This window comes from Serratia oryzae (genome assembly GCF_001976145.1).
Classification (GTDB): domain Bacteria; phylum Pseudomonadota; class Gammaproteobacteria; order Enterobacterales; family Enterobacteriaceae; genus Chania; species Chania oryzae.
This window is the reverse complement of the sequence record NZ_MOXD01000007.1, coordinates 256,586-280,176: the sequence shown is the minus strand read 5'-3', so window position 1 is coordinate 280,176 and position 23,591 is coordinate 256,586. Positions and strand designations below refer to the sequence as shown.

The following is a 23,591-nucleotide window of genomic DNA, read 5'->3' as shown; positions in this document are numbered from 1 at the left end:
TTTGTCAGCAGTCTGAGGTGGGCTAACGCCCACCGATTCAGCTTTTCTTGAGCGGCTTGACCAGGTGGTCAAGCCCTTCAATTTTAATCGCCAACGTCATTTCCATCAGCATACCCAGCTTGCCGTTAGGGAATTCGCCTTTGCGGGCAAACCACAGCAGGTACTCTTCCGGTAAGTCGATCAGCACTCGGCCCTGATATTTACCAAAAGGCATCACCGTGTTGGCGATCTCAAGCAGGTTCTCTTTTTCCATCAGGCACCTAACAGGCGGATCATTTCCGCTTCGTCGATCACCGTAATCCCCAGTTCCTGCGCCTTGACCAGCTTGGAACCTGCTGCTTCACCGGCAATCACCAGATCGGTCTTCTTGGAAACGCTGCCACTCACCTTGGCTCCTAATGCAGTCAGGCGATCTTTAGCTTCATCACGAGAAAGCTGGCTGAGTGAACCGGTCAGGACCACGGTTTTGCCCGCAAACGGGCTGTCGATCTCTTCTGCCACCACCACGATCGGTGCTGGCCAGTTGATGCCGACTTCCGGGCTGACCAACTCTTCGATCACCTGTTGGTTATGGGCTTCAGCAAAGAAATTCACCAGGTGCTTGGCAACCACTTCCCCAACATCTTGCACTTCTTTCAGCGCGTCCAGATCGGCCGCTCGCAGTTTCTCCAGCGAACCAAAATGGGCCGCCAGATTCGCCGCCGTCGCTTCACCGACTTCACGGATACCCAGCGCATACAAGAAACGGGCAAACGTGGTTTGTTTGGCGGTTTCCAGCGCGTTAACCAGATTCTGCGCCGACTTCGGCCCCATGCGATCCAGCCCGGTCAGAATGCCGGCGGAAAGGCGGAACAGATCCGCAGGGTTATGGACATACTCTTTGTCCACCAGTTGCTCGATGATTTTTTCCCCCATGCCGTCGACGTCCAGCGCGCGGCGCGAGACAAAGTGCTTCAACGCCTCTTTGCGCTGAGCACCGCAGATCAGGCCACCGGTGCAACGTGCCACCGCTTCGCCTTCCACCCGCTCGACGTCAGAGCCACAAACCGGGCAGTGCTGCGGGAACACCACCTCGCGCGCATCCTGCGGGCGGCGCTCTTCCATCACCCCCACCACCTGCGGGATAACATCCCCGGCCCGGCGCACAATGACCGTGTCACCAATGCGCAGGCCGAGGCGGTCGATCTCATCGGCATTATGCAACGTCGCGTTGCTGACAATCACCCCGGCAACCTGCACCGGCTCCAAGCGGGCAACCGGGGTGATCGCACCGGTACGCCCCACCTGGAACTCGACTTCACGTACGAGGGTGATCTGCTCCTGCGCCGGGAACTTGAACGCAGTTGCCCAGCGCGGCGCACGCGCCACAAAACCCAGGGTTTCCTGCAGATCGATATCGTCAATCTTCACCACTACGCCGTCGATATCGAAACCGAGTTGGGTGCGGTCTTGTTCAACCTGACGATAAAATGCCAGCACTTCGTCGCTGCCGGTGCAGCATCTGACACGATCGCTCACCGGCAGGCCCCAGGCTTTAAACTGCATCAGGCGTTGCCAATGGCTGCGCGGCAGTTCGCCCCCTTCCAGCAGACCGACGCCGTAGCAAAAGAAGGTCAGCGGACGTTTAGCCGTGATGCGCGGATCAAGCTGGCGGATGGAACCCGCCGCCGCATTGCGCGGGTTGGCAAATATTTTGCCGTCTTTACGCCGGGCTTCTTCGTTCATCTGCTCAAAACCGGCCTGCGGCATAAAGACTTCACCACGCACCTCCAGCCGGGAAGGAATGTTATCCCCAGTCAGGCGCAGCGGAATGGCGCGAATCGTGCGCACATTGGAAGTGATATTCTCCCCGGTGGTACCGTCGCCACGGGTGGCTGCGCGCACCAGTTCACCGTTTTCGTACAACAGGCTGACCGCCAGACCATCCAGCTTGAGTTCACAGCAGAACGTCAGCGGCTCGCTGCTTTTCAGGCGATCCTGTACGCGCTTGTAAAACGCCAGGTAGCCCTCTTCATCAAAGACGTTGTCCAACGAGAGCATCGGCACTTCATGATGCACCTGCTCAAACGCCGCCAAAGGCGCAGCGCCGACGCGCTGGGTCGGTGAATCTGTGGTAATCAGCTCTGGATGCGCCTGTTCCAAAGCGCGCAATTCCTGCATCAGACGATCGTATTCCGCATCCGGGATCTCCGGCGCATCAAGCACGTGATACTGATATTCGTGATGGCGCAGTGAGGCTCGCAGTTGATTGATTTTTTGGTTGATCGATTCCATGGCTCACCATCAAAAGATGAAAAGCCCCCGGCTGGCGGGGGCTAGAAATGACAGACTGTTCAGTGCGGTTGCTTTCCGGTCAAGCGTGCTTGTTGTCTAACACTTCGCGGATGCGCGCTTTGTAGGTTTCCAGCTTCTGCGGCGTCATCATACGGCGCTCGTCATCCAGCACCACTCCGCCTACATCGTCGGCAATGCGCTGGGCCGATTGCAACATCAGCTTGAAGTTCTGATTAGCGTCGCCATAAGACGGCACCATCATAAACATGGATACACCCGGCGTAGAAAACTCGGACATCATCTCGGGATCAAACGATCCCGGCTTGACCATGTTGGCCAAGCTGAACAGCACCGGGCCGCTGCCTGCCGGGCTGATATGGCGATGGAAGATCCCCATTTCACCAAATTGAAAGCCCGCCTGCAGCACGCTCTGCAGCAAAACTTCGCCGCCAATCACGCCACTTTGATGCGCCGCAACGTGCAGCACCAGAACGGTTTCTTTCAGTTTTGCTGGTTCGAGCGGTTCTGCCGGTGCCGGTTTCACTTCCTGCTGTGGCTGCTGCGCGGGTTCAGCATGACGGAATTCAAGTTGCGGCGCAGGCGTTGGTGGCAAATCGTCAACACGCGGCTCACGGCGCGGCGCGGGTTGCTGCGGTTCGTCGTCTTCGTCATCCTGCGCGTAGTTATCCAGCAGGATGTCATCATAGTCCGGCCGCTGTGAAAGCGGTGCAGGCTGATGAGCAACCGGCGGAGCGGGCTGGGCCGTTGGAGCAGGCTTCGGCGCAACCGCTGGCTCTTCGCGTGCAGCGTCGAAATGACCCAATGACGGTTCATCCTGAGGATGAGCGGCACGAATACGCACCTCTCCGACACCTTCAGCAGGTTCGTCAAATGGAGTGGGTTCACGTTCTTTCTTCGAACGTTTGGCTGGGCGATCGCGAAAAATCGACGAGCGTTCTTTACGGCTGGTCCAAAGACCATGCAATAACAACGCTATTATGGCGATCGCGCCAACAACGATTAATATCAGACGCAAATCCTGCATCATTGCTATCTCTGTTGTTCCAATACATTGCCACCACGGCAAACATTCACTCTTTAACTCTATTTGCCTGCACGCACAAGTGCAAGTGCGTGCTGAACTTTATGCCAATAAAGATGATTATACTGCACTTTTTTGCTGTTTTTTCAGCCAGCAGCACCCTAGCCAGTAGAAAACCATACCGATATGATAGAGATGCCTGTTCTGACAAAGAGATAAACTTAAGATATGTCCTATACGCAACCTGCTTCAAAACCCACCAGCGGCATGCATTATTTTGCCGAAGGGTGGCGCCTGATTTCGCGACCAGGGATTAAACGCTATGTGGTCTTACCGTTGCTGGTTAACGTACTGCTGATGGGATCCGCCTTCTGGTGGCTGTTCAGCCAACTGGGCGTTTGGATCCCCAGCATGATGAGCCATGTGCCTGATTGGCTGCAATGGTTAAGCTATCTGCTCTGGCCGTTAGCGGTTATTTCCGTTTTATTGGTATTCAGCTACCTGTTCAGCACTCTCACCAACCTGATCGCCGCCCCGTTTTGCGGATTGCTGGCCGAGCAGCTTGAGAACAGCCTCACCGGAAAACCGCTGCCGGATACCGGCATCTTCGGGATCGTGAAAGACCTTCCCCGCATCATGGCGCGCGAATGGCGCAAACTGATGTATTACCTGCCGCGCGCGCTGCTGCTATTGGTGCTTTATTTCGTGCCCGGTATCGGCCAGACGCTGGCACCGGTACTGTGGTTCCTGTTCAGCGCCTGGATGCTGGCGGTTCAATACTGCGATTATCCGTTTGATAACCATAAAGTCAGCTTTGCCGACATGCGCCGTGCGCTGCGCCAGCATAAAACCGACAATCTGCAGTTCGGAGCGCTGATCAGCCTGTTCACCATGATCCCAATTCTGAATCTGGTGATCTTGCCGGTTGCCGTGTGCGGTGCCACCGCGATGTGGGTGGACCGTTATCGCTCACAGTTTGCTCGTCATTGATGATCGCACTTAAACCCAGGGCGCCTTTAGCGCCCTAGTAATTGGGCATAAAACTTATTCTCTAATAACATATAGATATACCAATTCTTTACTTCCCTGCCGGGGCCGTTAGCGTATGCTTTTTATGTTCCCTACATTTTCATAGAGTTAAAGGACGGGCTATGAGCAAGATATATGAAGACAACTCATTAACAATCGGCCATACGCCGCTGGTTCGTCTGAACCGTATCGGTAATGGACGCATTCTCGCCAAGGTTGAATCTCGCAACCCAAGCTTCAGCGTCAAATGCCGCATCGGTGCCAATATGATTTGGGACGCCGAAAAACGCGGCATTCTCCGCGCCGGTAAAGAACTGGTAGAACCCACCAGCGGTAACACTGGTATTGCTTTAGCCTTTGTGGCGGCAGCACGTGGCTATAAACTGACGCTGACCATGCCGGAAACCATGAGCATTGAACGCCGCAAATTGCTGAAAGCGCTGGGGGCCAACCTGGTGCTGACTGAAGGTGCAAAAGGCATGAAAGGCGCGATTGCCAAAGCCGAAGAGATTGTAGCGACCGATCCCGATCGCTATGTCCTGCTGCAGCAATTCAGCAACCCTGCCAACCCGGAAATTCATGAAAAAACCACCGGCCCTGAGATTTGGGCAGATACCGAAGGCGAAGTGGATGTGTTCATCGCGGGTGTGGGTACCGGTGGGACACTGACCGGCGTTAGCCGTTTCATCAAAAATACCAAAGGCAAAGCCATTACTACCGTAGCGGTTGAACCCACTGACTCACCGGTCATCAGCCAGGCACTGGCAGGCCTTGAGATCAAGCCAGGCCCGCACAAAATTCAGGGTATCGGTGCCGGTTTTATCCCTGGCAACCTGGATCTTAGCCTGGTCGATCGCGTTGAGCAGATCACCAACGATGAAGCCATCAGCATGGCGCGCCGCCTGATGGAGGAAGAAGGCATTCTGGCAGGAATCTCTTCTGGTGCAGCAGTTGCTGCCGCGATCAAACTTTCGCAAAATCCAGCCTTTACCGATAAAACAATTGTGGTTATTCTGCCTTCCTCAGGTGAACGCTATTTGAGCACCGCATTGTTTGCAGATTTGTTCACAGAACAAGAACTGCAGCAATAACGCGAACTGTGCACAAAAAGCTAAAAAAGCACCTTACGAGGTGCTTTTTTGTGGACTGGATCAAAGTTTACACCCATCAAAGATTGATTTTAGCCTCTGGCTTTAGTATTTAACCGGACAATTATTTCGGTACGCGAAATTAATCACCTTCCGCCTATTGTTTGAGCTGAATCGATTTACTTGTTTGTCGCCAAGGCGCAAAACACGGCATAATGGGGAGTTGATTGAAATGGCATCAAAAGCCAGTCTTTTTTTGATCTGGCATGACTAAAGCGTCGTTTTGTGTTGCATCAACGCTCGCCCCTGTACCATAGTCAGGCACTAACCAGACAGGCTAAAGTCGCGCCGTTAGGCTAAACTTTAGCTCCACAACACTAATCTAAATAAGTTGGGGAAACATCAATGTTCCAGCAAGAAGTTACTATTACCGCTCCGAATGGTCTGCATACTCGCCCTGCCGCTCAATTCGTTAAAGAAGCCAAAGGCTTCGTTTCTGACATCACCGTCACCTCTAACGGCAAAAGCGCAAGTGCCAAGAGCCTGTTTAAACTGCAAACTCTGGGCCTGACCCAAGGGACTGTAGTAACCATTGAAGCTGTTGGTGAAGACGAGCAGAAAGCCGTTGAGCACTTGGTTAAACTGATGGCAGAGCTTGAGTAATCGGCCCGTCTTTTTAGTTAACACCAGTCAAGAGTAAGGTAGGGTTATGATTTCAGGCATTTTAGTATCACCGGGTATCGCTTTTGGTAAGGCTCTCCTACTGAAAGAAGATGAGATTGTCATCAACCGGAAGAAAATCTCTGCAGACCTCGTAGAGCAAGAAGTCTCGCGTTTTCTGGCAGGCCGAGCTAAGGCATCCGAGCAGTTAGAAGCGATCAAGACCAAAGCTGGCGAAACCTTCGGCGAAGAAAAGGAAGCTATCTTCGAAGGCCACATCATGCTGCTGGAAGACGAAGAGCTTGAGCAGGAAATCATAGCCCTCATCAAAGACGATCTGGCGTCCGCTGATGCAGCCGCTTATACCGTGATTGAAGGCCAGGCGAAAGCGCTGGAAGAGCTGGATGATGAATACCTGAAAGAACGTGCGGCTGACGTGCGTGACATCGGTAAACGTCTGCTGCGCAATATTCTGGGCATGGCGATTGTCGACCTGAGCTCGATCCAGGATGAAGTGATCCTGGTTGCGGCCGATCTGACCCCGTCAGAAACTGCACAGCTGAATCTGGACAAAGTGCTGGGCTTCATCACCGATCTGGGTGGCCGCACTTCCCACACCTCCATCATGGCCCGTTCACTGGAATTGCCCGCTATCGTAGGCACCAGCGACGTGACCAAGCAGGTGAAAAACGACGATTATCTGATTCTGGACGCCGTTAACAACCATATTTACGTTAACCCGACGGCCGACATTATCGAGCAGTTGAAAGCCGTACAAAATCAGTATATCAGCGAGAAAAACGAACTGGTCAAACTGAAAGATCTGCCAGCCATAACGCTGGACGGACACCAGGTTGAAGTTTGTGCCAATATCGGTACCGTGCGCGACGTCGCCGGTGCAGAGCGCAATGGCGCTGAAGGTGTCGGCCTGTACCGTACCGAATTCCTGTTCATGGACCGCGACTCGCTGCCGACTGAAGATGAGCAGTTCCAGGCTTATAAAGCCGTAGCGGAAGCCATGGGCTCACAGGCAGTGATCGTCCGTACCATGGACATCGGCGGCGATAAAGACCTGCCGTATATGAACCTGCCGAAAGAAGAAAACCCGTTCCTTGGTTGGCGCGCGATCCGTATCGCGATGGACCGCCGGGAAATCCTGCACGCGCAGCTGCGCGCCATTCTACGTGCTTCCGCTTTCGGCAAACTGCGTATCATGTTCCCGATGATTATTTCAGTGGAAGAAGTCCGCGATCTGAAAGGTGAACTGGAAACGCTGAAAGCCCAGCTACGTGAAGAAAACAAAGCGTTTGATGAAGCGATCGAAGTGGGCGTGATGGTGGAAACACCGGCTGCGGCAGTGATCGCTCACCATCTGGCGAAAGAAGTCGACTTCTTTAGTATTGGGACAAACGATCTTACCCAGTATACTCTGGCTGTAGATCGCGGTAATGAGCTGATTTCTCATCTCTATAACCCGATGTCCCCATCAGTGCTTGGCCTGATCAAACAGGTTATTGATGCATCTCATGCGGAAGGCAAGTGGACCGGTATGTGCGGTGAACTGGCTGGCGATGAACGTGCTACACTGTTGCTATTGGGCATGGGGCTGGATGAGTTCAGCATGAGTGCGATTTCAATCCCGCGCATCAAGAAAATTATTCGTAATACGAACTTCGAAGATGTGAAGGCGTTGGCAGCGCAAGCCTTGGCTCAGCCAACGGCGCAAGATTTAATGAATTGTGTGAATAAATTCATCGAAGAAAAGACGCTCTGCTAAACTTCCACGACACTGGAACGCCGCCCAATTTAATGCTTAGGAGAAGATCATGGGTTTGTTCGATAAACTGAAATCTCTGGTTTCTGATGACAAGAAAGACACGGGCACTATCGAGATTGTCGCTCCACTTTCTGGCGAAATCGTCAACATCGAAGATGTACCTGACGTAGTTTTCGCCGAGAAGATCGTTGGTGACGGTATTGCTATCAAACCTGCAGGCAACAAGATGGTTGCACCGGTTGACGGCACTATCGGCAAGATTTTCGAAACCAACCATGCGTTCTCTATCGAATCTGACAGCGGTATTGAGCTGTTTGTACACTTCGGTATCGATACCGTTGAGCTGAAAGGTGAAGGCTTCAAGCGCATCGCTGAAGAAGGCCAGCGCGTTAAGAAAGGCGATGTCATCATCGAGTTCAACCTGCCACTGCTGGAAGAGAAAGCCAAGTCGACCCTGACTCCGGTTGTGATCTCCAACATGGACGAGATCAAAGAGCTGATCAAACTGTCCGGCAGCGTTATCGTGGGTGAAACCCCGATCATCCGCATCAAGAAATAATTACCGTTGGTGATATCAGCCAGCTAATGCCAGTCGGTTAACCCTGACTGGCATTTTTCTTTCAGTTCTGCTCACTCGTGGCGATGCCACTGCCGAAGCCCAAATTCCTGTTATGCTCCAGACTCACCGAGAAAACGCTCGCAACTCTGCCTGATTTCATGCCTTAAAGCGCTGAAAGTTCAGATTTCCTCAAGTCTTATACAGTACAAGTATTAATCAATAACCTCTTCGCTGGTTGATATTTGTACTGAAATAATGTTTTTATATAATTTAACTCAATAAAATCATTCTGAATTTTTAACCATTCCAGAGGAAATGATATTTATGCATAGCATGAAACAAAATATCATCTTCCAATATATCAAGGCATGTCCTATAGTGCTCGACATCAAATAACCTGTTGGTTAGATGTTTTTAAGTGATATTTTCGACATATCAGAATCGTAGCCGTTGAGAATAAAAAACTTATTTATTTCAGGAGGAAATAATGAGCATCAATAACAAGGAAAAAGACACCCACTTCACTCCCCCGCTAATTGGAATAGCAGTTCCTGATCTGTTATTCAAGCAGCTACATTATTTCTAAACGTTATCACTTAGATAGCGTAATGAACATTCGTATACTTACCATCTAAAAAGAGCGCCTATAAATACAACGGCCCTCACATTAATTAAGATGAGTAATTAAAGGCACATTTAATATATGTAGCGCATTAACTCCGCGCGGCCAGAGTACAATATTATTCATTTGCTTTATTAGTTCGTGTAATAGGTTTTTCATGCTGTCTGTGGCGTATATATGTCACGTAACCTCTCCGGGTATCCGGAATATTATTATCTCTATATATAAGGAAATATGATGCGCAAGATCCTATCAACTATGACCCCAGTTGCTCTGTTGCTGTTGGCTGCCGCTGGTAATGCTCAGGCTGCTTCCAACGCCCAGCTCACTGTTACTGGTACTGTAGTAGCAGCCACCTGTGACGTTAGCCTGTCCACCAACAACCTGGACTTGGGTAACCATACGCCAGCCGACTTTACTGCTGTGGCAACTCCGGTTGTAGCAAGCCAGAAATCATTCACCGTAGGTGTCAACAACTGCCAGACTCCATTGCTGGGTGGCGACACCGCTAACCTGGTAGTGAGTGGTCAAACTCTGGGTGGTAACCCGAATATCTTTAACAGCACTGGCACCAATACCGGTGTAATGCTGCGCCTGGCCTCTGCTCCAGCAGGAACTTATATCAAGAGCGGAGACAAACTGTTAGTTGCTACTGCTGGCGCAACTCCAGCACAAACTGACTTCAACGGTAAGACTCTGAGCCTGCAGGCTGGTTTAGCAGCAACGACAACCACTGGTGTAAACATCGGTGCTGTCAACGCACCAGTTCTGTTCAGCTTTGCCTACAACTGATTTATATCCCGGGGGCATTATTTGCCCCCTTTTTTAGCGCTCAGGAACTGTTATATGTCCCGTATTTTCTCATTGCTCTCATTATTGCTTGCTTGGCTTCCCCTGCTTGCTATAGCTCAAACAGGTGGTTTTGGTATCAATGCCACCCGTCTGATTTATCCTCAGGGGGCTGAGAGTATCAGCGTGACAGTGCGCAATACCATGACAGCACAACCGTATCTGGTGCAGGCTAAAATAAGCGGTTCCCAAGACGGAAGCCAACCCGCCCCTTTTCTGACAAGACCACCGCTATTTAGGCTGGAACCCAACAGCGTCAACCAAATACGTATTTTGGAGCAAAAATCGATATTACCGCGAGATCGTGAATCGGTATTTTATTTTCATGCCAGTGCTATTCCAGCCAGTAGCGCGCCCCTATCCCCTAACCAGCAGTCTGGGGTGCATGGCAATGCCCAATTTGGGGTCGGTAATATCATAAAAATGTTCTATCGCCCAGCCAATCTGCCTTCATCATCCATGGCTGCACAACAAAGCCTGCAATTTTCAAAGGTTAAAGAAGGGCTCCAGCTTAAAAACAATTCTCCCTATTTTGTCAGCTTTGCCAGCCTGCGCGTAGGAAAACAAGCAATCAAACTCGATACACCAGCAGCGTTAATGATTGCGCCATTCAGCAGCCATATCTATCCAACAACAATCGCGCAGGGTTCAGTCATTCATTGGGAAACTATTAACGACGAAGGGGGAATCAATGCGTTCAGCTATAACCTACCGTAAAAAATCTTTTTTGTTGATGCTGTTGGCATTAACGGGCCTGGTAAGTGTGCCTACTCAAGCGGTGACGCTCAATTTCTCTGCCATGCTCAACCCAGGAACATGCACCTTCAGCCTGGATAAAAGCACGCTGGTACTCGATTCGGTTCACCTGTCGCAGTTAACTCCTTCAACCCTGCAGGCAGCACAGCCCTTTACGCTCATCGTTCAGGATTGCAGCGGGACCGACGCCAGCCTCACTCCGGTTGTTAACGTCAGCGGTGACGGCATCACTCGCGACAGTCGCTGGCTGTTCCGCAGCAGTGACTCCATAGCTTCTGGTGTAGGCGTCATGTTGGTAAAAACGGACGTTTCGCCCAGCTACAGTGACACTGAAATCAAAGATGGCGATAACATTCCATTGGCTGCAATGGGGGCTAACCCATCCGATCAGAGTATCAGGTTTTACGCCGGGCTCACCTGCGGCAGCCTGGCATGCACCAGTGGCTCATTAAGCGCTGGGACATTGACAGCCCGCATTCTGTTTAACCTGGCCTATCGCTGAGGTTGATATGTTGTTGATACCGACCTATCGCGCAATAGCGGCTGCCAGTCTTGGCCTGCTGATATCAGAGCAGGCTCTGGCAGCCCAGGCTGCTGCTGGCGGTGGGGTCAGCCTGAGCCAAACGCGGGTGATCTTTTTGTCCTCAGATAAAGCGCAGACTCTAGCGGTGAAAAATACCGGTAATCTGAGCTACCTGATCCAAAGCCGGGTACAGCAAGCGCCTGACGATGTTACCCCTGCACCTTTTGTGGTGACACCGCCGCTTTTCACGCTCAAACCTGATAGCCGTCAGTTGCTGCGTATTATCCCGCAGGGCACTGCTCTGCCAACTGATCGAGAGTCACTCTTTTATCTTGCGATATTAGCAATACCCGCTCAGACCGATAACAGCATCCCTCAGACTCAGCTATCAATGGGGGTGCGTTTTATTATCAAGCTGTTCTATCGCCCGGCGGGCCTGAAAATGCCGCCAGGCAAAGCTCACTGCAATCTGCGTTTTAGCCACACAGCTAACGGGGTACGCGTCGATAATCCGACCCCTTATTTTCAGACGTTGGGGAATCTAAAGCTCAACATGGCCCCGGTCAATCTGGATGCTCAGTCATCCATACTGGTGCCTATGAGTGGGCAGAACTATCCAGCGCAACAACGCATCACCAAGGCCGAATGGCAGACTGTCACTGACTACGGCGGGTTATCCCCCCTATGCCAAGAAACAGTCGTATCTACACAGGGAACACCGTAATGAACTCTTTATTTCGCTGGCGTTCTGTCGGCTGGATCCTTTGCCTGCTAACGGCTTATGCCAGCACAGTTCATGCACAGACAAACTCTGCTGCCCCAAAAGGTATTTCCTTTCAGGTGTTGCGCGTCATTTACCTTGAGAGCGATAAGCGGGGGATCACCCTGACGGCCAACAATACAGCCTCAAGTCCCTATTTGATGCAATCCCGGATACAACCTGTTGACCCCGTAACCGGCAATGTGGCCGAGGGAAAACATCCGGCCATGCCATTTATTGTCACCCCACCGCTTTCCCGCTTAGAAGCCAACAGCGAATTGACACTGCGTATTCGGCGTAACGGCGAACCGTTACCGGCCGATCGTGAGTCGGTCTTTTTTATCTCGATGAAGGCAATCCCCGCTCAGGTGGCGCCGGAACAGCGTACGGAAGAGAAACAGATGGTATTGACAGTCACCAGCAATATGAAGGTGTTTTACCGCCCGGAAGGGCTGGTTAAGCGCGCCGTTGCCGACATGGCCCCCAAGCTGAAGTTCCGCCGTGACGGCAACCAGTTGATTGCAGAAAACCCGACACCCTATTGGCTGACCTTTTCACGCTTAGCGGTGGGAAAAACTGCACTGGACAAAGCACAGTTGCGCCTGATGGTTCCCCCCAAAGGCCAACAGCGCTACCCCTTGCCAAACGATGCCTCTGGCAACGTGACATGGCAACTGATTGATGAAGACGGCTGGGATACTCCCATTGAGCTGCGCCCCCTGTAGGCCTTTTCTGAAGTAATGCATGGAAAAGTGACACTTTAGCTTTCGTTATGGACGCGATAATAATGACAACACGACATACTGATTTCACGCTATTGCCTGTGCTGGCAGGAGCTACCTTACTGGTAAGCGGTACGCCTGCTGTAGCTCGAGACTATTTTGATCCAGGGCTGCTTTCTCTCAGTGGAACAGACGCCGCCACGGTGGATCTGAGCACCTTTGAGACCTCAGGAAAAACACCGCCAGGTACCTACACCGTCTCCCTGTTTATGAACCAGATAGACCAAGGGCAGCACACCTTGATATTCAAGGCCGATGCCAATGGCGATATTCAGCCGGAACTCACACCCGCTTTCCTTAACAAGCTTGGCGTGAATACAAAGGTTTTACCCACCTTTGCTGGGCTAGCACCAGAAGCGCCGGTCAAGAATCTTGCCACCCTTATTCCAGAATCAAAAATCCAGTTCGATTTTGCCCAGCTTCGTCTGGATATCAGCATCCCGCAGGTGGCAATGCAGCCCAATGCACAAGGGGCTGTCGATCCCGCCTTATGGGATCACGGCGTACCCGCATTGCTGTTCAACTATAACCTGAATGGCGGGCGCAACTGGCAGGGGGAACAACCTGGTATGGGCAGTAACACCCAAACCAACCTGTTTGCCAACGTGCAAGGTGGCGCTAACTGGCAAGCCTGGCGCCTGCGCAGCAACATGACCTATTCACGCAACACCAATAATTCGAACGATATGGCTGCTCTGACCACCCAGAGCACGCAGTTTAGCAACACTTACCTGCAACGCGATATCCAACCCTGGCGGTCAGAGATTCTGTTAGGGGAAAACAGCACCGAAAGCGACGTGTTTGACAGCATCCCGTTTCGTGGGGTCAAGCTTAATTCCAGTGACGACATGCTGCCCACTAGCCTGCGTGGCTTTGCGCCGATCATCAGCGGCATTGCCCAAACCAACGCACGCGTCACGGTGAGCCAGAACGGTAACGTCGTCTATCAAACCTATGTGGCTCCAGGGCCATTCCGTATCAATGACCTGTTCCAGACCGGCCAAGCGGGTGACTTGCTCCTCACCATTAACGAATCCGATGGCACCGTCCGCACCCAGACGCTGGCCTTCTCATCGCTCCCGGTGATGCGGCGACAAGGCAGCCTGAAGTATGAAGTGACGGCAGGCCGCTACAACGGGGGTATTACCGTCGATTCGCAGCAGGCGAACTTTGTGCTGGCCACCGCCATTTACGGCCTGCCCCATGATATCACCCTGTATGGCGGTACCCTCTTAGCCAAAGACTATGTCTCTGCAGTAGCGGGTAGCGGCTTCTCCCTGGGCAACTTTGGCGCATTGTCGGCAGACATCACGGCCTCCAGCACCAAATTGCCTGGGCAAGACGCTCATCAGCAAGGGTATTCTTACCGCCTGCGTTATTCCAAAAGCATGCTGAGCACCGGTACAGCGGTGGACCTGACCGCCTATCGCTATTCAACGCGCAACTATTACAGCTTCTCTGACTTCAACAACCTGGGCTTCCAACTTAGTGATGGGCAAGTGCCGTGGGCTCTGGAGCGTCAGCGTTCCAATTTCCAGGTGCGACTCAGCCAGCAACTGGATTCATGGGGCTCACTGTATCTGTCCGCTTCTCGCAACGATTTCTGGGGCAACAACAAGGTGATGAACACGGTATCGGCGGGTTACAACGGCAGCTACCGCGGTGTGAGTTACGGCCTGGCCTACAGCATTGACCGACTGAAGGGGGATGGCAGTTGGCCAGAGAACCGGCAGCTATCACTGAACATGCAGGTGCCATTGAATATGTTCACCGCATCACCTGCCGCGCGTAACGCCTATGCCAGTTACCAGATGACACACGACAATCATGGGCAGGTCCAGCAGCAGACCGGGATTAATGGCAGCGCGCTCGATAGCCGTATCTCCTATAGCGCAATGCAGGGCTGGTCAAATGGGCAAAACAGTAACAACAGCACGCTGAACGCCGGTTATCAAGGCAGCAAAGGCTCAGCCAGCATGGGCTATAGCTACAGCCGGCAGAACCGCTCGTTGAACATGAGCGGTAACGGCGGGATCGTAGTTCATCCGCAAGGAGTAACCCTGAGCCAGATGCTGGGCAATTCGCTAGCGATTGTCAGTGCACCAGGGGCCAAGGGGACCAGCGTGATGAACGGCAACATTCAGACAGACAACCGTGGCTATGCAGTAGTGCCTTACCTGTCGAACTATCAGCTTAACAACGTCAGCTTAAACCCGGCCACTTTGCCGGACAATGTGGATGTTAACCAGTCAAGCCTGAATGTGTACCCGACCAAAGGGGCTGTGGTGATGGTCAACTTTGCCACACACGTAGGCTATCAGGTGTTGATGACCCTGCTGCAGGCGAACAACACTCCGGTACCGTTTGGAGCACTGGTCACCATAGAGAACAAGACCGCACAGGAGCCGAATACCGGGATTGTCGGTGAAGCAGGCCAGGTATACCTGAGCGGATTATCGGAACAAGGGAAGCTGAAGGTGACCTGGGGCAAAGAGACAGACCAGCAATGCCTTGCCGCTTTTAACCTGGCAAAAGTCGCCGCCCCTTCCGTCAACAACCCGGTACGCGTGTTGACCATCGTCTGTCAGGGGAAATAAACACATCATGACAATCTCAAAAGCAGTGAGCATCGCCACAGAGCGTGAAAACAGAAAGAGAGAGACAATGAAAAGCATGCATATACCCTCATCGACTCATCAAAACCGGCCAAACAGTGGTATTGCGCGTCTACTGACCATATTCACTTTATTGCTGGTGTCCGTCCCTTCGTCCAAAGCGGTCGATATCATCACTATCGGCAAAGGAAGCGGTATTGTTTGGGAGGGATACCCCTTTAGTGCAAATTTGTCAGGAAGTATCGCTGATACTAGGTTGTTCAATATTTATGGGATAGCCGCGATATCCGATAGCCCAAACGTCTGCATGGATACTTCTAAACTTGAAGAAATTGGGGGTTATATGGCATTACCGATCGCTATAGGGGTTGGGCTGATCCCTAGGGCGACCATAAGCGCGACCTATCCTCTTACCCCTTCCAACACACAGGAAACGCTAACCGGTACGATAGGATTACCCCGCACGGAAGGGAGAACCAGTTCAGGGTTTGTCATCACGAATCCAACGACGAGTACTCTCTTTACCTCCAGACAGTGGTGTTTACCTCCACGTCAGAACGACGTAGCTTATTTTTATCGGAATGGTTTCCTACGAACTGCTCAACTCTCAGGTACTTGGGTAATGGTGGCTAATGGCAGACAAAGCAGCCAGCAAATCATCATTCCAGCCATGTACGCCGCAAGTTTTCAGGCAGCTCATGCTGGCGCAGATCGTTCTCAACAGATTTTACCCAGTGCTATCACCCTGCGTATCTCTACCTTGGAGTGCACCATAGCCACCACCACCAATATCAACTTTGGCGGAGTGCAACGTAATACCCAAGTTGGGAGCGAGCTGGCACGTTTATCCTATCCGCTCACCGTTGCCTGTTCACAAGATACCGACAAGATTAACGCCAATATCAACGTTCAGTTCCGTGCTGCCAGCGGTCAGTATGAAGGAACTCCGACACGGCTGGCACTGACTCAAGGCGGTGGCTATATCACGGGCGAAATTGATAACGGCGTAACGGGCAGCGGTGCTTGTAACTTAACTACCGGTATTCCATTTGATAATACCCAGCTCAAAGTGGGGAGTATCAGCAGCGTCGAGGCCACCAAAGTCACCAATAACCAAATCACCTGGCGCTTGTGCTCTGGTGGAGCAACTTTACCTCTAGGCCCTGTTGATGCCTCAACCGACATGTTGGTCACCTTTAACTAACCGTCAACGATCGGGCGCAGGCATGTAGCGCCCGATCCTATGCAACCCAGCGCGGCACCCGCAGCCTAATCACCAACCCGCCCTGTTCACCATTATGCGCCTCTACCTGCCCACCGTGCGCCAACACCACTTTGCGGGCAATCGCCAGCCCCAGCCCATATCCCTTACCCGACAGTGCCGACTTCACCCGCACGAACGGATCAAAAATGCTGGAAAGCTTCGACTCTTCTACCCCAGGCCCCTGATCGCGGACCTCAATCTGCAACCGTTGATCAACACAGGTCAGTTCCACCATAACCCGCTGCCCGTGGCCAGAGAAACGCAGCGCATTGCGAATGATATTTTCCACCGCGCGGCGCATCAGTTCCGCATTGCCTTTCACCGTATACTCCACGCCCGAACTGGCCTGCAGCACAATCTCCACGCCGGGGATTTGCGCCTCGTAGCGCGCGTCGTTCACTACCGCATCGACCAATCCGTAGAGATCAAAATACTCTTCATCTGGTAGACAATTACTTTCAGCACGCGACAGGGTCAGCAGTTCACCAATCATTTTGTCCAGGCGCCCTGCCTCATGCTCAATGCGCTGCAGTGAGTTTTCCACGTTATCAGGATTTTGCCGCCCCAGACCAATCGCTAACTGTAAACGTGCCAATGGCGAGCGTAGCTCATGGGAAACGTCGTGCAGCAGTTGCTCGCGGGCACTGACCAGCAGTTCCAGCCGTTCCACCATGGTATCGAAATCGCGCGCCACTTCGGAAAGCTCATCATGCCGTCGCCGCATTGCCGGGAACAATCGCACGGCCAAATCCCCCAGTGCCACCCGCTCAAAACCGGCACGCAGTTGGCGCATCGGGCGCGTCAGGTTCCAGGCCAATACGGCGCTAAACAGCAACCCGCCCAAAGCACCCACCCACAGAAATGGATCGGGGATATTGAGAAAGCGCCAACGTTTGGCAGGACGATGCTCCTGCCGAAGCCCTTCAAGATCATAACTCAGTACATAGCCCTGGTTATCGGCCCCCATCACCCATTTAACCACCTTTGGCGGCAGCCGCCCCGCCTCAGCATTTTCCACGGGTTCCTCTGTAGGTGGCTGCGCTACCGGAGTCACGGTGAAGAAACGGCGCTCGTCAGGTGACCAATCAGCCACCATGGCATTCAGCGCAGGCATACCGCCGCTTTGCAGCACGCTGGCTGCAGAGGTCATTTGCAGGTTGACCATACGCCGGGCAATGCTGGTTTCCGGTGATTGATGGCGATTGCCATAAAAAGTGAAGGTAACCCACAGCGCCTGGGTCATGATGATGAACGTCAACCAAAAGCCGAGCAGGATTTTCCAGAACAGTCTTCCACGCATAGGTGTCACCTGATGCGGTAACCGATACTGCGCACCGTTTCGATGCTCAGCTGGTTACCCGTCAGTGCACCCAACTTTTGGCGGATGTTACTGATATGAACGTCAACGCTGCGATCGTAGGCTTCACGCGGGCGCCCCAGCCCTTTCTCCGAAAGCTCGTCTTTGGAAACCACCCGCTCCGGCGAGCGCAACAGCAGCTCCAGCAGATTGAATTCCGAGGCCGTCAGGTCAAACGCCTGCCCTTGCCATTGCGTGATGCGGGTCGATGGGTTGAGGATCAGTTCGCCAAACACCAGGGCAGAATCTTTATCCACCGCTTCCGGTTGTTCTTCAAAACGGCGCAGCACCGCACGCAGGCGTGCCACCAGTTCACGCGGGTAGCACGGCTTGGGTACATAATCATCAGCCCCCATCTCCAGGCCGATCACCCGATCGATATTGTCGCCTTTGGCGGTCAACATGATGATCGGCAGGCGGCTTTTTCTACGCACCTCACGCAACACTTCAATGCCGCTCATATCCGGCAGCATAATATCGAGGATCATCGCGGTGTAGTTACCGGAAAGCGCCCCTACCACTCCATCTTTGCCGGTCAGCACCAGGCTCGCGTCGAATCCTTCCGCAGTCAGGTATTCGCTCAGCATGGTGCCCAGTTCAAGATCGTCGTCGACCAACAAAATTTTCATGCCTAACTCCCCCGCTGATTTAAGCCATTCTCCTGCTGATTGCTTCATTGCGCAGCCGGTTTTACTTAATCCTTACATATCACACAGCGATGTAAATATATCGGCAGCAGGGCAGAGGCATTAATCAAACACACCCGTGGAAAGGTAACGATCGCCGCGATCGCAGATAATCGCCACAATCACGCTGCCGGGGTTGGCCGCGGCGACACGCAGGGCACCAGCCACGGCACCGCCAGAGCTGACGCCGCAGAAGATCCCCTCGCGCTGCGCCAGTTGGCGCATGGTCTGCTCGGCCAGGCTTTGGCTCATATCCAGCACCTGATCAACCAGCTCAGGGCGGAAAATGCCTGGCAGATAGGCTGCTGGCCAACGGCGGATCCCCGGAATGCTGCTGCCTTCATCCGGTTGCAGGCCGATGACGTTGACCTGCGGATTCTGGCTTTTCAGGTAGCCACCAACGCCGGTAATGGTGCCGGTGGTGCCCATGCTGGAAACAAAGTGAGTAATGCGGCCTGCCGTTTGCTGCCAGATTTCCGGGCCGGTAGTGGTGAAATGGGCATAAGGGTTGTCCAGATTATTGAACTGATCCAACACTTTGCCCTGCCCCTGCTGCTGCATCTCCAGCGCCAGATCGCGAGCTCCTTCCATGCCCTGTTCACGGCTGACCAGGATCAGCTCAGCACCATAAGCCCGCATCGCCGCCTGGCGCTCCATGCTCATGTTTTCCGGCATCAGCAGCTTCAGCGGATAACCTTTCACTGCGGCAATCATCGCCAGCGCGATACCGGTATTGCCGCTGGTTGCCTCAATCAGCGTATCACCCGGTTTGATCTCACCACGTAGCTCGGACTGTTGGATCATCGCCAGCGCCGCGCGATCTTTAACCGAGCCTGCCGGATTATTACCTTCCAGCTTGACCCAGACCTCACTGTCCAGCCCTTCAGCCAATCGTTGCAGTTTTACTAACGGTGTATTCCCGATGCATTGTTCCAGGGTGGTCACAATCGTTGCCTGTGTGTCATGTCAAAAGGCAACCCCAGGGTTGCCTTAGATGCAAATAATAGAAGAGTTAAAAACTATCAGGCGCTTTTCGCCAACGCAACCGGTTGTAACAATTGTTCACCGGCATACAGGCGCGCATTCAGGCTGCCGACGTAGTAACGCCCGCCGCGCGTAGGTGCCGTATTGTCTTCCGACAGCACCACGCTGATCGGCTCCTGGTGCCAACCAATCGGCTGCACGGTCAGTTGCCAGAAGTGACCACGCGGGCTGATTTCCAACACCTGTACCGGTAACGGGCAACGGGCGCTGCTCTCAGTGCTGATCTCCATTTCCCACGGGCGCAGGAACAGATCGACACGGCCCTGATGCATCGGCTGGAACGACAGCGGCCACTGGTGCGCCCCAACAAACAGTTGCGAACCGCGGATCTCGCCGTTCAGGCGATTCACTTCGCCCATAAACTCCAGGACGAAACGGGTAGCCGGCTCACGCATGATCTCAATCGGCGAACCCACCTGCTCGATGTTGCCCTGGCTCATCACCACGATACGATCGGCCACTTCCATCGCTTCTTCCTGATCGTGAGTAACGAATACGCTGGTGAATTTCAGCTCTTCGTGCAGTTGGCGCAGCCAGCGGCGCAGTTCTTTACGCACCTGGGCATCCAGCGCGCCAAAAGGTTCATCCAGCAGCAGAATTTGCGGCTCCACCGCCAGCGCCCGCGCCAGAGCTACGCGCTGTTTCTGCCCGCCGGAAAGCTGGGAAGGATAGCGGTTAGCCAAATGGCCCAACTGCACCATCTCCAGCAGTTGTTCCACTTTCTGTTTGATCGCGGCCGCATTCGGGCGTTCACGGCGTGGCAACACGCTCAGGCCGAATGCGATATTGTCGAAAACCGTCATATGACGGAACAGCGCGTAATGCTGGAACACGAAGCCAACGCGGCGATCGCGCGCATGCACACGGCTGACATCAGTGCCGTGGAAGCCCAGCTTGCCACCGCTCTGGCTTTCCAGCCCGGCGATAATCCGCAGCAAGGTGGTTTTACCGGAGCCCGACGGCCCCAACAGGGCCACCATTTCACCAGAAGGAATATCGAGCGAGATGTCGTTCAATACCTTGGTACGACCGAAAAATTTGTTGATACCGCTGATCTCAATGCTCATGATTTTCCTCCCGCTCAAGACGTGCGTTCTGGCGCGCTAAACGCCATTGCAAACCGCTTTTCAGAAATAAGGTCACTATGGCCATCAGGGTCAGCAGCGCGGCGGCGGTAAAGGCCCCGGCGGTGTTGTAATCCTGATGCAGTAATTCAACTTGCAGCGGCAAGGTGTAGGTTTCACCGCGAATCGAACCGGAAACCACCGACACCGCGCCAAACTCGCCAATGGCGCGCGCGTTGGTCAGCACCACGCCGTACAGCAGCGCCCAGCGGATATTCGGCAGCGTGACGCGGCGGAACATCTGCCAGCCAGAAGCCCCTAGCAGCACGGCGGCTTCATCTTCCTGGCTACCCTGGCTCAGCATCAGCGGCACCAGTTCACGTACCACAAACGGGCAAGTCACAAACACCGTGACCAGCACCATGCCCGGCCAGGCGAACATCAGTTGGATGTTATGCGCATCCAGCCAGCCGCCGAGCGGCCCATTGGTGCCGTAAAACAGCAGATACAGAAGCCCTGCCACCACCGGCGACACAGCAAACGGCATATCGAACAGCGTCAGCAGCAATTGGCGGCCTGGGAAGGTAAAACGCGTCACCAGCCAAGCCAGCAACGTGCCAAACACCAGGTTAACCGGCACGGTAATCAGCGCCACCAGCACCGTCAGCCAGATGGCGTGCAACATGTCCGGGTTAGACAGGTTTTGCCACACCGCACCTGCGCCGGAGGAAAAGGCCTCGATGAAAATCATCACCATCGGCACTACCAGCAGCAGAATGGAGAACAGCACGCCGATTGCGATCAGCGCCCATTTCCCCCAGTTCACTCGCGGGCGCTCGACGCCACGGAAAGCGGTAATATCAGCCATCAGTGCCCCCCAATGCGGCGGCCAAAGCGGCTCTGCAAGGTGTTAATGGCAAACAGCAACAGTAAAGAGGCCGCCAGGATCACCGAGGCGATAGCGCTGGCCGCCGGATAATCGAACTCCTGCAAGCGGACAAAAATCATCAGTGAGGTCACTTCGGTCTTCCAGGCGATGTTACCGGCGATAAAGATCACCGCACCAAACTCCCCCAGGCTGCGGGTAAACGACAGCGCCGTGCCGGCCAGCAGCGCCGGTGCCACTTCTGGCAGCACCACGCGGCGGAAACTCTGCCAGCGCCCGGCACCCAGCGTTTCGGCTGCTTCTTCGTATTCCGGCCCCAACTCTTCCAGCACGGGCTGCACGGTGCGCACCACAAACGGAATGCTGGTGAACGCCATTGCCACCGCAATCCCCAGCCAGGTAAACGATACCTTGATATCAAACTGCGCCAGCCACTGCCCGTACCAGCCGGTGGTAGAAAACAGCCCGGCCAGCGTCAGGCCCGCCACCGCGGTAGGCAACGCAAAAGGCAAATCCATCAGGCCATCCAGCAAAGACCGGCCAGGAAACTGATAACGCGTGAGGATCCATGCCATCAGCATGCCAAACACCGCGTTGAAGATACTGGCTACGCCCGCCGCCAGCAGCGTCACTTTATAGGCAGCCACCACCTGCGGATTGCTGATCACTTCCCAGTATTGCGCCAGGCTCATCTGCGCCAGTTGCATCACCAGCGCACTGAGCGGCAACAGCAAAATCAGGCAGGTATACAGCAGGCTGCTGCCCAAGCTGAGGGTGAAGCCGGGCAGAACCCGCTTGCTGGACAACGCCAACATTACTTACGCCCTGCCGCTAACAGTTGATCCAGCTCGCCGCCGGTCGCGAAGTGCGTGCTCATCACCTGCGGCCAACTGCCAAACTGATCTTCCACGCGGAACAGTTTGGTTGGCGGGAACTGGCCTTTTGCCGCATCCATCGCTTTCTGGTCATAGACGCGGTAATAGAAGCTGGTAATCACCTGCTGAGCCGCCGGGCTATACAGGTAATTCAGATAATCTTTCGCTGCCTGTACGGTGCCGTTTTTCTCAACGTTTTTATCCACCCAAGCCACCGGGAATTCCGCCAGAATATCCACCGGCGGGACGATCACCTCATATTTGTCTTCGCCGTACTGCTTGCGGATATTGTTCACTTCCGACTCAAAGCTGATCAGCACATCGCCCAAACCGCGCTCAACAAAGGTGGTGGTTGCACCACGGCCGCCGGTATCAAACACCACCACGTTTTTCAGCAAACGGGTCATAAACGCACGGGTTTTGGCCTGATCGTTACCTTCGGCCTGGCTGGCTGCGCCCCAGGCGGCCAGATAGGTATAGCGGCCATTGCCGGAGGTTTTCGGATTAGGGAAGACCAGTTGCACGTCATCGCGTACCAAATCGCTCCAGGTATGGATACCTTTCGGGTTACCTTTGCGCACCAAGAACGCCATGGTGGAATAGAAGGGGGAGCTGTTATTTGGCAGACGCTGTTGCCAGTCGGCAGGGATCAGCTTGCCGCGATCGTGCAGGATCTGCACATCGGTAACCTGGTTATAGGTCACCACATCGGCCTTAAGCCCCTGGAGGATCGCCAATGCTTGCTTAGAAGAACCGGCATGAGACTGTTTGATCGTCAGTTTGTCGTTTGGATGTTGTTGATTCCACTGCTGTTCAAAGCCAGGATTCAGCGCGGCAAACAATTCACGGGAAACGTCGTAAGAGCTATTGAGCAATTCAGCAGCAGAAAGGCTACCGCTGGCCAGTAACAGCGCCGCCAGCCCTCCTTTCAGCACACTCTTTTTATCTTTCATTCTGTACCTTATCACTCAGTCAAACCGCCGGGCTTTTGCCCTGATGCAGACCAGTGTATTTATAACTCGATGCAGAGCTGTAACGCTTTTATATACCGTTTAGTGATTTTCAAGCATCAAACGCTA

General features: G+C 53.6%; 22 protein-coding genes. 12 read left to right on the top strand and 10 right to left on the bottom strand.

What is annotated here, in order from left to right; translation table 11 throughout:
- Positions 1–37: 37 nt before the first annotated feature.
- From BMI79_RS14855 to zipA, 3 genes are all read right to left on the bottom strand, one after another.
- Entirely contained in the window at positions 38–253 is a 216-nt protein-coding gene (locus BMI79_RS14855) for a DUF3820 family protein (protein WP_020827985.1), read from the bottom strand.
- The gene (gene ligA / locus BMI79_RS14850; protein WP_076942907.1) at positions 253–2,274 is read right to left on the bottom strand and encodes an NAD-dependent DNA ligase LigA; all 2,022 of its coding nucleotides are present in this window, start codon (positions 2,272–2,274) and stop codon (positions 253–255) included. The genes BMI79_RS14855 and ligA overlap by 1 nt, the downstream gene beginning before the upstream one ends.
- Positions 2,275–2,353: 79 nt before the next feature.
- Positions 2,354–3,322: a cell division protein ZipA gene (gene zipA / locus BMI79_RS14845; protein ID WP_076942906.1), complete on the bottom strand. Its 969-nt coding sequence runs from the start codon at positions 3,320–3,322 to the stop codon at positions 2,354–2,356.
- A 222-nt stretch (positions 3,323–3,544) separates the two neighbouring features.
- On the opposite strand from zipA, the gene cysZ reads away from it, so the two are divergent.
- From cysZ to BMI79_RS14785, 12 genes are all read left to right on the top strand, one after another.
- Positions 3,545–4,306, top strand: a complete 762-nt coding sequence (gene cysZ, locus BMI79_RS14840; protein WP_076942905.1) for a sulfate transporter CysZ — start codon at positions 3,545–3,547, stop codon at positions 4,304–4,306.
- 161 nt (positions 4,307–4,467) lie between these two features.
- Positions 4,468–5,436 carry a cysteine synthase A gene (gene cysK / locus BMI79_RS14835; protein ID WP_076942904.1) on the top strand — a complete coding sequence of 323 codons (969 nt, stop codon included), beginning with the start codon at positions 4,468–4,470 and terminating at the stop codon, positions 5,434–5,436.
- A gap of 402 nt (positions 5,437–5,838) precedes the next feature.
- Positions 5,839–6,096: a phosphocarrier protein Hpr gene (ptsH, locus tag BMI79_RS14830; RefSeq protein WP_024912576.1), complete on the top strand. Its 258-nt coding sequence runs from the start codon at positions 5,839–5,841 to the stop codon at positions 6,094–6,096.
- 46 nt (positions 6,097–6,142) lie between these two features.
- Positions 6,143–7,870 carry a phosphoenolpyruvate-protein phosphotransferase PtsI gene (ptsI, locus tag BMI79_RS14825; RefSeq protein WP_076942903.1) on the top strand — a complete coding sequence of 576 codons (1,728 nt, stop codon included), beginning with the start codon at positions 6,143–6,145 and terminating at the stop codon, positions 7,868–7,870.
- A gap of 49 nt (positions 7,871–7,919) precedes the next feature.
- Positions 7,920–8,429: a PTS glucose transporter subunit IIA gene (crr, locus tag BMI79_RS14820; protein ID WP_076942902.1), complete on the top strand. Its 510-nt coding sequence runs from the start codon at positions 7,920–7,922 to the stop codon at positions 8,427–8,429.
- An 880-nt stretch (positions 8,430–9,309) separates the two neighbouring features.
- Positions 9,310–9,843, top strand: a complete 534-nt coding sequence (locus tag BMI79_RS14815; RefSeq protein ID WP_244157347.1) for a fimbrial protein — start codon at positions 9,310–9,312, stop codon at positions 9,841–9,843.
- A 54-nt stretch (positions 9,844–9,897) separates the two neighbouring features.
- A complete protein-coding gene (locus BMI79_RS14810) occupies positions 9,898–10,617 on the top strand; it encodes a fimbrial biogenesis chaperone (RefSeq protein ID WP_076942900.1) in 720 nt (239 codons plus the stop codon).
- Complete coding sequence (locus tag BMI79_RS14805; protein WP_076942899.1) at positions 10,592–11,158, top strand: fimbrial protein; 567 nt, start codon at positions 10,592–10,594, stop codon at positions 11,156–11,158. The genes BMI79_RS14810 and BMI79_RS14805 overlap by 26 nt, the downstream gene beginning before the upstream one ends.
- A gap of 7 nt (positions 11,159–11,165) precedes the next feature.
- Positions 11,166–11,903, top strand: coding sequence for a fimbrial biogenesis chaperone (locus BMI79_RS14800; RefSeq protein WP_076942898.1), 738 nt, complete (start codon positions 11,166–11,168; stop codon positions 11,901–11,903).
- Positions 11,903–12,664 carry a fimbrial biogenesis chaperone gene (locus BMI79_RS14795; RefSeq protein ID WP_076942897.1) on the top strand — a complete coding sequence of 254 codons (762 nt, stop codon included), beginning with the start codon at positions 11,903–11,905 and terminating at the stop codon, positions 12,662–12,664. Before BMI79_RS14800 ends, BMI79_RS14795 begins: the two co-directional genes overlap by 1 nt.
- Before the next feature lie 62 nt (positions 12,665–12,726).
- A complete protein-coding gene (locus BMI79_RS14790) occupies positions 12,727–15,318 on the top strand; it encodes a fimbria/pilus outer membrane usher protein (protein ID WP_076942896.1) in 2,592 nt (863 codons plus the stop codon).
- Positions 15,319–15,325: 7 nt separating this feature from the next.
- Complete coding sequence (locus tag BMI79_RS14785) at positions 15,326–16,540, top strand: hypothetical protein (RefSeq protein ID WP_241679996.1); 1,215 nt, start codon at positions 15,326–15,328, stop codon at positions 16,538–16,540.
- Between the two features lie 37 nt (positions 16,541–16,577).
- Here the strand turns inward: BMI79_RS14785 and BMI79_RS14780 are convergent, their stop codons facing one another.
- From BMI79_RS14780 to BMI79_RS14750, 7 genes are all read right to left on the bottom strand, one after another.
- On the bottom strand, positions 16,578–17,900 hold the full coding sequence (locus BMI79_RS14780; RefSeq protein ID WP_076942895.1) for an ATP-binding protein: 1,323 nt from the start codon (positions 17,898–17,900) through the stop codon (positions 16,578–16,580).
- Positions 17,901–17,905: 5 nt separating this feature from the next.
- A complete protein-coding gene (locus BMI79_RS14775; RefSeq protein ID WP_076942894.1) occupies positions 17,906–18,586 on the bottom strand; it encodes a response regulator transcription factor in 681 nt (226 codons plus the stop codon).
- A gap of 120 nt (positions 18,587–18,706) precedes the next feature.
- Positions 18,707–19,588 carry a cysteine synthase CysM gene (cysM, locus tag BMI79_RS14770; protein WP_076942893.1) on the bottom strand — a complete coding sequence of 294 codons (882 nt, stop codon included), beginning with the start codon at positions 19,586–19,588 and terminating at the stop codon, positions 18,707–18,709.
- 77 nt (positions 19,589–19,665) lie between these two features.
- Positions 19,666–20,754 carry a sulfate/thiosulfate ABC transporter ATP-binding protein CysA gene (cysA, locus tag BMI79_RS14765; RefSeq protein ID WP_076942892.1) on the bottom strand — a complete coding sequence of 363 codons (1,089 nt, stop codon included), beginning with the start codon at positions 20,752–20,754 and terminating at the stop codon, positions 19,666–19,668.
- Entirely contained in the window at positions 20,744–21,619 is an 876-nt protein-coding gene (gene cysW / locus BMI79_RS14760) for a sulfate/thiosulfate ABC transporter permease CysW (RefSeq protein ID WP_076942891.1), read from the bottom strand. The genes cysA and cysW overlap by 11 nt, the downstream gene beginning before the upstream one ends.
- Positions 21,619–22,452 (bottom strand): sulfate/thiosulfate ABC transporter permease CysT, encoded by an 834-nt coding sequence (gene cysT / locus BMI79_RS14755; RefSeq protein WP_076942890.1) that lies wholly within the window; start codon positions 22,450–22,452, stop codon positions 21,619–21,621. The genes cysW and cysT overlap by 1 nt, the downstream gene beginning before the upstream one ends.
- Positions 22,452–23,465, bottom strand: a complete 1,014-nt coding sequence (locus tag BMI79_RS14750) for a sulfate ABC transporter substrate-binding protein (protein WP_076942889.1) — start codon at positions 23,463–23,465, stop codon at positions 22,452–22,454. Before BMI79_RS14750 ends, cysT begins: the two co-directional genes overlap by 1 nt.
- Positions 23,466–23,591: the final 126 nt, after the last annotated feature.

What these genes read in the sequence shown, in the direction of transcription:
- ligA (WP_076942907.1), bottom strand. Translation starts at nt 2,274, where the DNA reads ATGGAATCGATCAACCAAAAAATCAATCAACTGCGAGCCTCACTGCGC.
- ptsI (WP_076942903.1), top strand. Translation starts at nt 6,143, where the DNA reads ATGATTTCAGGCATTTTAGTATCACCGGGTATCGCTTTTGGTAAGGCT.
- cysA (WP_076942892.1), bottom strand. Translation starts at nt 20,754, where the DNA reads ATGAGCATTGAGATCAGCGGTATCAACAAATTTTTCGGTCGTACCAAG.
- ptsH (WP_024912576.1), top strand. Translation starts at nt 5,839, where the DNA reads ATGTTCCAGCAAGAAGTTACTATTACCGCTCCGAATGGTCTGCATACT.
- cysK (WP_076942904.1), top strand. Translation starts at nt 4,468, where the DNA reads ATGAGCAAGATATATGAAGACAACTCATTAACAATCGGCCATACGCCG.
- BMI79_RS14855 (WP_020827985.1), bottom strand. Translation starts at nt 253, where the DNA reads ATGGAAAAAGAGAACCTGCTTGAGATCGCCAACACGGTGATGCCTTTT.
- cysT (WP_076942890.1), bottom strand. Translation starts at nt 22,452, where the DNA reads ATGTTGGCGTTGTCCAGCAAGCGGGTTCTGCCCGGCTTCACCCTCAGC.
- BMI79_RS14795 (WP_076942897.1), top strand. Translation starts at nt 11,903, where the DNA reads ATGAACTCTTTATTTCGCTGGCGTTCTGTCGGCTGGATCCTTTGCCTG.
- cysZ (WP_076942905.1), top strand. Translation starts at nt 3,545, where the DNA reads ATGTCCTATACGCAACCTGCTTCAAAACCCACCAGCGGCATGCATTAT.
- BMI79_RS14790 (WP_076942896.1), top strand. Translation starts at nt 12,727, where the DNA reads ATGACAACACGACATACTGATTTCACGCTATTGCCTGTGCTGGCAGGA.
- BMI79_RS14750 (WP_076942889.1), bottom strand. Translation starts at nt 23,465, where the DNA reads ATGAAAGATAAAAAGAGTGTGCTGAAAGGAGGGCTGGCGGCGCTGTTA.
- zipA (WP_076942906.1), bottom strand. Translation starts at nt 3,322, where the DNA reads ATGATGCAGGATTTGCGTCTGATATTAATCGTTGTTGGCGCGATCGCC.
- cysW (WP_076942891.1), bottom strand. Translation starts at nt 21,619, where the DNA reads ATGGCTGATATTACCGCTTTCCGTGGCGTCGAGCGCCCGCGAGTGAAC.
- BMI79_RS14780 (WP_076942895.1), bottom strand. Translation starts at nt 17,900, where the DNA reads ATGCGTGGAAGACTGTTCTGGAAAATCCTGCTCGGCTTTTGGTTGACG.
- crr (WP_076942902.1), top strand. Translation starts at nt 7,920, where the DNA reads ATGGGTTTGTTCGATAAACTGAAATCTCTGGTTTCTGATGACAAGAAA.
- BMI79_RS14785 (WP_241679996.1), top strand. Translation starts at nt 15,326, where the DNA reads ATGACAATCTCAAAAGCAGTGAGCATCGCCACAGAGCGTGAAAACAGA.
- BMI79_RS14800 (WP_076942898.1), top strand. Translation starts at nt 11,166, where the DNA reads ATGTTGTTGATACCGACCTATCGCGCAATAGCGGCTGCCAGTCTTGGC.
- BMI79_RS14805 (WP_076942899.1), top strand. Translation starts at nt 10,592, where the DNA reads ATGCGTTCAGCTATAACCTACCGTAAAAAATCTTTTTTGTTGATGCTG.
- BMI79_RS14815 (WP_244157347.1), top strand. Translation starts at nt 9,310, where the DNA reads ATGACCCCAGTTGCTCTGTTGCTGTTGGCTGCCGCTGGTAATGCTCAG.
- BMI79_RS14810 (WP_076942900.1), top strand. Translation starts at nt 9,898, where the DNA reads ATGTCCCGTATTTTCTCATTGCTCTCATTATTGCTTGCTTGGCTTCCC.
- BMI79_RS14775 (WP_076942894.1), bottom strand. Translation starts at nt 18,586, where the DNA reads ATGAAAATTTTGTTGGTCGACGACGATCTTGAACTGGGCACCATGCTG.